The sequence below is a fragment of the Ideonella sp. P3_A4 genome, from assembly GCF_056403075.1.
Map to the genome: position 1 here is coordinate 1 of NZ_JBFUGE010000359.1, position 6,247 is coordinate 6,247.

The 6,247-nt window shown below is 67.8% G+C and carries 4 protein-coding genes; all 4 read right to left on the reverse strand.

Annotated features, from left to right (window positions below; all coding sequences use genetic code 11):
* On the reverse strand, positions 1-1,277 hold a 1,277-nt coding region (locus tag AC1DYI_RS23980; RefSeq protein WP_477206646.1), incomplete at its 3' end, for a hypothetical protein.
* Positions 1,278-1,354: 77 nt separating this feature from the next.
* Positions 1,355-2,176, reverse strand: a complete 822-nt coding sequence (locus tag AC1DYI_RS23985) for a bestrophin-like domain (RefSeq protein ID WP_477206647.1) — start codon at positions 2,174-2,176, stop codon at positions 1,355-1,357.
* A gap of 61 nt (positions 2,177-2,237) precedes the next feature.
* Positions 2,238-4,496: a putative Ig domain-containing protein gene (locus tag AC1DYI_RS23990; RefSeq protein WP_477206648.1), complete on the reverse strand. Its 2,259-nt coding sequence runs from the start codon at positions 4,494-4,496 to the stop codon at positions 2,238-2,240.
* Positions 4,497-4,969: 473 nt separating this feature from the next.
* The coding region (locus AC1DYI_RS23995) for an ATP-binding protein (RefSeq protein WP_477206649.1) at positions 4,970-6,247 on the reverse strand (1,278 nt) is incomplete at its 5' end.

Sequence of the window (6,247 nt, forward strand, 5' to 3'; positions counted from 1 at the left end):
CCTTTGGGGGCCGGTCRGTCGCCGTCGGACGCGTAGTCAGCCAGGTCGATCTCTTCGATGTCGGACATCTCGGCTTCGCTGTCATCGTCCGCCCGTTGCAAATCAGCCGGGACGTTGAACTTGTAGGCGTCGCGATCCGCGGCAATCTGCATCTTCACGTAGGTCGGTGTGTCCCCGTGGCCCTTGTAGTAGCCCAGGGCCTTGCTGGGCGTCTGGCGGGCGACATGCTTGCGGTAATAGGCCTCGTTGACCTCTTTGACTTTCGACACGAACGGCACCTGGGCCGGCGCGATGCCGCCTGGGCCGGGCTTGACCAGCACCTCTTTGTCGGCCTTGGCCAGGTCAACTGCCTTCTGCTTGCGCTCGGCCGATTCACCCGGCGTCGCCCCGAACACGCGCTGCGCCTTGCGCTCGTCGGACACGTCCACGCGCTGGGTGCCCGCATCGCGGGTGACGCCGCCGACATAGCCAATGCGCTTGGCATTCGGGTGCCGACGGCGCGACTCCGCCGTGTACGACTTCTCCTGCTTCAGGAACCCGTCGTCCTTGCGCGTGACACCCAGCGGCTTGTGGGTGAGCGGGTCGACCGGCTTGGGGGCGTATTTGCCGGCGCTGATGCCCAGCCCTTCAGCCTCGAAAGACAGAAACGGCGAGGCCTCGCTGTCGTCCACCACATGGGCCAGCGGTGTCGCGGCACCCGTGGGCGACTGCGCTGTGAACACGGCGCCGTCGCCGCGCTGCAGGTTGCGCACGTTGTTGACGCTCATGCCGCGGTAGACCAGGTCGGCCGGCCGGTCGTCAGCGCTGCCGACGACGGCCGGAAAGCGGATCTGCTTGCCTTCGTGGGCCTCCGGCATCTGGCGAGGGGTGACCCGGTCGCGCCGAGCCTTGCGCTCCTGCTTGCGGCGCTCTGTGGCGACGCGTCGCTCCTCGGCTTCGATCCGCTCGAGGATGGCCTGTCGCCTGGCGTCCATCGCTGCGTCGCCGCCGCGGCCTCTTGCGAATTCCTCTTCGGTGGCCCAGCGTTCCTTCGCCTTCTTCTGGTAGTCGTCTGCGACCTCGACGACGCGGCCACTCTTGCGTATGTATTTCACCCGCTGCACGACAGGCCCAGCGGGCATGCGCTGCGCAACGGCCTGGGCCGATCGCAATTGCGCAATGCGCTCACCTTGCTGGCGTTGACGTGGGCTGTCGTCTGGAGCTTCTACCGCTCCGGCGTGCGTGCTGGCCTGGCGTTGCATGGTGTCGCGCTCTGGCATTGGGGCGCGCTGCTTCATGGCGTTTCCTCTGTCTGTCGGAGTGGGGTCTTGGCGCGGCGCGGGGTCTTGGGGTTCATGGCCTGAGCTTCCATGGCCTATTTCTCCATGGGTGCTGTTGCGGGCGACTTGCGCGCCAATTCACTCCAGCGCTCCATCTTCAGCAGGGCGGACTCGATCGGCTGCGGGCCGATGCTTTCGCCGCCGGCGAACGGCCGGTCCATCGCGACGATGAAGAAGAACACCAGGCCCAGCGAGAACGAAAGCAGGCCGACTGCCGTGGTGTTGAAGGCCGTGCGGGGAAAGACGTAGGTGGTCATGATCGTGACCAACGTGCCCGCGACGACGACGATCCACAGGGTGGATGGCACCCCCGCTTCGCTGGCATACAAGCGCTCGCGCCGGTGCTTGAGCAGTTCGTTGGTGAGCTCCCAGATCTCGGGCATCAGGGCTGTTTCGTGGGGGCTGTCCGGGTTGAGGTTCCCAATGGCGCCGAACAGCTGGTCGAAGGCGATCCACGCGGTGTCGCTCGGCTGTCCGTGGCGCATGGCCTGCCATTCGCTCTCAAGAACGACGCGTGCGTAGCCACCGAGCAGATCGCGAGCGGTGCGGGACTCGGTCGTGTCGAAGACAGCCAGGTTCCGGGCGAGGGCGCCGATGGTCACGGCTTCGCCGCGCACCGCCTTGTCTGCCGCGCCGTAAGACTCCCAGACCGAGATGGCCGAGAACGCCAGCAGCAGCGAGTTGATGGTGGCAACGACTGCGAGCAATGCGATGGCCAGGTTCTTCTCGCTGTCGGCGAACTGAGCGCGGCATAGCCGGTGGAACACGAAGTAGCCCGCCAAGCCAATCAGCACCCAGCCTCCACAGATCAACAGGCCCAGCAGACCGTTGGGCAGTTCGTAGAGCTCGGTGGGCATGGTGGCGCCTCGCTGGTCAGTCAAGTCAGCTCGGCAGATCGAACGGGAACGTCACGTCGCTTCATGGCTTGTCCTCGTTTCGTTTCAGCACCACCCACAGCGCCGCAATCAACGGAATCGCGATCAGGGCGATCAGTTGTGCGTTGCCTTTTCGCAATGCCTCCAGCGCCGGGTCGCACTGCAGCAGCGCGGCGCCGACCAGCAAGGGCGGGATGCCACCGAGCAAGGCATAGCGGCCGTAGCGGGCACGCCATTCGCAGTTCCACTGCAGCAGCAGCCAGCACACGGCACCGGCCAGCAACAACAGCTCGAACACCAGCCGGAAGATCCATCGGTTCGGGCAGATCACGCCGCACAGCGCATCGCTGACGCCGGCGCCCAGGGGCGGGCCGAAGGTGTTGCGCAGCGACTTTTGCTGCTCAGCGTTGAACTGCTGGCCGATCAGCGGTGTGGGCCAGAAGCCGATGCCGCCGAAGTTGTCCTGCACGTAGACCAGGTCGTCGCGGTATTGTTCGGCCGAGGCCTGGGGCAGCAACAGCAGCGGCACGACGCTGCGCAGGAAGATGCGGCGGTCGCCGCCGTACAGCCCCGGGCTGGCCTCGATGGTGCCGCGCAGCTTCTTCTTGGCCTGGCTGGTGGGCTCGGCCAGCAGCACCAGAAAGCGCAACTCGATGTTGCTGTGGCGCCGGTAGTCGCCGTTGGTTTCGACGATGCGCCCATCGACGATGTCAGGCACTTCGACCGCCTTGAGCAGCTCGAACAGCCGGCTCACGTCGAAGGGGCCGTTCTTGTCGGCGACTTGCTGGTCGGTCATCACCAGGTTGATGGCGTAGTGGCGCTTGGCGTTCTCGGTCATCGCCTGTGCCAGGCCCTTGACGAAGCTGGGGTAGAACTCGGTGAAGCGGGCCGCCAGCTCGGGCTCGCGCTGGGCGTCGGGCAGGCGGTCGAAGAACACGGTGACGCCGTCACCCATGCGCTGGACTTGGGCGAAGCCCGGCAGCCAAGCTTTGGCCCGCGAGGCCAGGCCTGGCAGCGGGGTGTCCAGCAGTTCGCGGATGCGACGCGGCACCTGGGTTGTGAGTTCCTGAACCAGCGCGTCGCGCGCGGCTGCGGGCTCGGTGGCGAGCCAACCCCAGTCGGCGCGGTAGACGCCGAAGTCGACGCGTGTCTCGTGTGCCTGGGCCGCGCGGATGAACGCGGTCTGGGCTTCGTTCCAGGCCACCACCTGGTTGAGCGCGTGCTCATCGCCCAACGGCAAGCCGAAATAACTGACGCGGTTTATCAGGCTGAAGTCGWGCGTTTGCGGCAGTGGCCCGTCGGCCAGCCACGCGGGGTAAACGGCATACAGCGGTTGCTGTATGCGCGGGGCGGTGCAGTTGCAAGATGGCGTGGCTGCCCAGGGCAGCGGTTTGGTCGGCACCAACGGACGATCGCGCGCGGCCGCTTCGACGAGCCAACTGCGCAAGCCGGGCGGCATCAGCCAAGCGGGCAGGTCACGCCACGACACCGGCTGGACCATGCTGCTTGTCGGCGTCGTTGGCGCGGTGACAGCAGGCGCCGAAGAGGTCGCGGCCGATGCCGGCGGTTTGGTGGCGGATTTCGTCGTCGCCGGCGCTCCCGGGCTTGGGCACAAGGCGGCGAACTCGGCCTGGCCCGGCGGCTGCTGCTTCAGGCGCTGCGCTTCATGCACGATGAGCTGCCAGGCCYGCGCGCAGACCTGCGCATCGACCGCGGCCTCGAACAGCGACTGTGTGGGGTACTCGACCGCGAACACGGGCTGCAGCAGGGCTTCGAGCTGGGTCTGCTGGGCATCGCTCCAGACGAGGTTGGCCGGCGGCGGCGGCGTGGGGGCGGATGCGGCCGCGGCCGGCTCATGTGCAGCTTCAGGCGCAGTAGCCGGGTCGATGGGTACGGGCTCAGGAGTGTCGGCCGACTTGATCGCGGTTTTCAGTGCATCAAGCTGGGCGGGCTCCAACTGGTAGACGCGGGCGGTGGGGGCGGTGTGGGCCGGCGGGCCGGCCTGGCTCACATCGAGCTGGTTCAGCTTTTGCACTGGGGCTGACGCGGGGGCTGAGGCAGGCTTCGCGGCAGGTGTGGCTGGTGCGAAGACGCGCAGGCTGTAGGCCTGGCTGGCCACGCCGCCGACGGCGTCGACGACCCGCACGCGGAAACGGCTGCTGCCGGCCTGGTCGGGCGTTCCGATGATCCGGCCGTGGATGTCCAGCATCAGGCCGCCAGGCAGGTTGCCCTGCATCAGATCGAACTCGTAAGGGGGCAGGCCGCCTTCGGCTTGGATGACCCGTGCGTAGGGGCGTCCCAAACTGGCGTTAGGCAGCGTGACGGGATCGCGCTCCAGGGTCAGGGGGCCACAGCGGTCGGGGTCGGCAGCATTGGGGACGCAGGTCGGACGCGGTGGCAGCCAGAGGCCGGGTTGGCTGGCGGCGGGTCGCACCGGCAAGGTCTGCACACCGGCACTGGCGGATGACGCGGGGGCAGCAGCCGAGGCGGGCGCAGCGGCCGAAGCCGCAGGGGAACCCGGTTTCGGCGTGGGGGACGATGCAGGGGCCTGCGTGGATGAAGGTACTGATGACGATGCTGCCGGCGCGGCCGTGGACGCCGCCAGGGCCGGCGCCGATGCAGGTGACGACGCGGGGGCAGACGCCGCATCAGCAGCACGGCCTTCGCTAACACCCAACACCGCAGACATACCGACAGTGATGCCGGCCAGCAGCAGCGCCCATGCCCAGCGCTGCGACACGCAGGGAGCCGATGCACGGCCGGACGGGCGGGCATTCACAGCGTCCTCCCTTCTTTGCGCAATTCCTTGGCCAGCCCGGCGCGCAATTCGGCCAGGCCGACCAGGCTGCGGCCATCACGCAGCACCGTCAGCGCCGCGTGGCGGATGACGTTGGCGATCGCGCCGCCGGAGACCTCGTAGCGCTGCGCCAACGTGGCAATCTCGACCTCGGCCGCCAGATGCTCGGCGGGCAGCATGCTGCGCCACAGGCGCGTGCGCTGCTCCGCGTCCGGCATGGGGAAATAGATCATCGACTGGAAGCGGCGCGAGAACGCGTCGTCCAGGTTGCTGCGCAGGTTGCTGGCCAGGATGACCACGCCGGGGAAGTCTTCAACCCGTTGCAGCAGGTAGGCGATTTCCTGGTTGGCATGGTGGTCGTTGGCGTTGGTGGCCGCGCCGCGTTTGCCGAASAGCGCGTCGGCCTCGTCGAAGAACAGGATCCAGCGCCGCGTCTCGGCCTGATCGAACACGCGGGCCAGGTTCTTCTCGGTCTCGCCGATGTACTTGGAGACGACCATCGACAAATCGATGCGGTAGACATCGGCCTTCGCCACCTGGCCGATCAACGTGGCCGTCAGCGTCTTGCCGGTGCCGGGCGGGCCGTGGAAGAGCGCGCGGTAGCCGGGCTTCAGGCTGCGCGACAGGCCCCAGTCCTGCATCAGCTGCGGCCCCAGCTGCATCCAGGCGCAGATCTGCTGCACCTCGTCCATCACCTCGGGCGCGAGCACCAGGTCGTCCCAACCCAGCTCGGTGCTGATCAGCTTGGCCGGGAACTGCGCGCTGTAGTCGGGCTTGTCGGCGTGGCCGGTGCTCAGGCGTTGCAGGGCTTCGTTGCTCAGCACCAGGGCGCCCGCCAGGCGCGGCTCGCTGGCCGGCGGCATCTCCAGCCGCAGCCCGCGCCGGGCCAGCGGGTGGTGCGGGTCGAAGCAATCGAGCAGGCGGATGCGCCAACCCAAATCTTCGCCCGCGATGATGAAAGCCGCCGTCTCGCCGGTGGGCAGGAAGCCGCCGTGCGCTTGCGACTTGATGCCGCCGAATTCGGTGAAGCCGCGGTCCAGGTTCTGGTTGCGCATGAACAGCAGGTCCAGCGCGGCTGGTTGCACATGGGGCACCAGCGCCAGGGCGAGCAGCAGCCGTTCGGGCACGCCAAGCTCCATCTCGCTGACCCAGTGTGCGAGCTCGCTGTCGGCCGGCAAATCGGGCGGCGGCGGGGCGTCTCCCAGGTCACTGGGCAGCTGCTGGAAGTGCTGCTCCAGGCGCCGGTTCAGCACCTG

Bases quoted from the DNA above. Each gene is read 5' to 3' on its own strand.
- AC1DYI_RS23985 (WP_477206647.1), bottom strand. From the start codon at position 2,176: ATGCCCACCGAGCTCTACGAACTGCCCAACGGTCTGCTGGGCCTGTTG.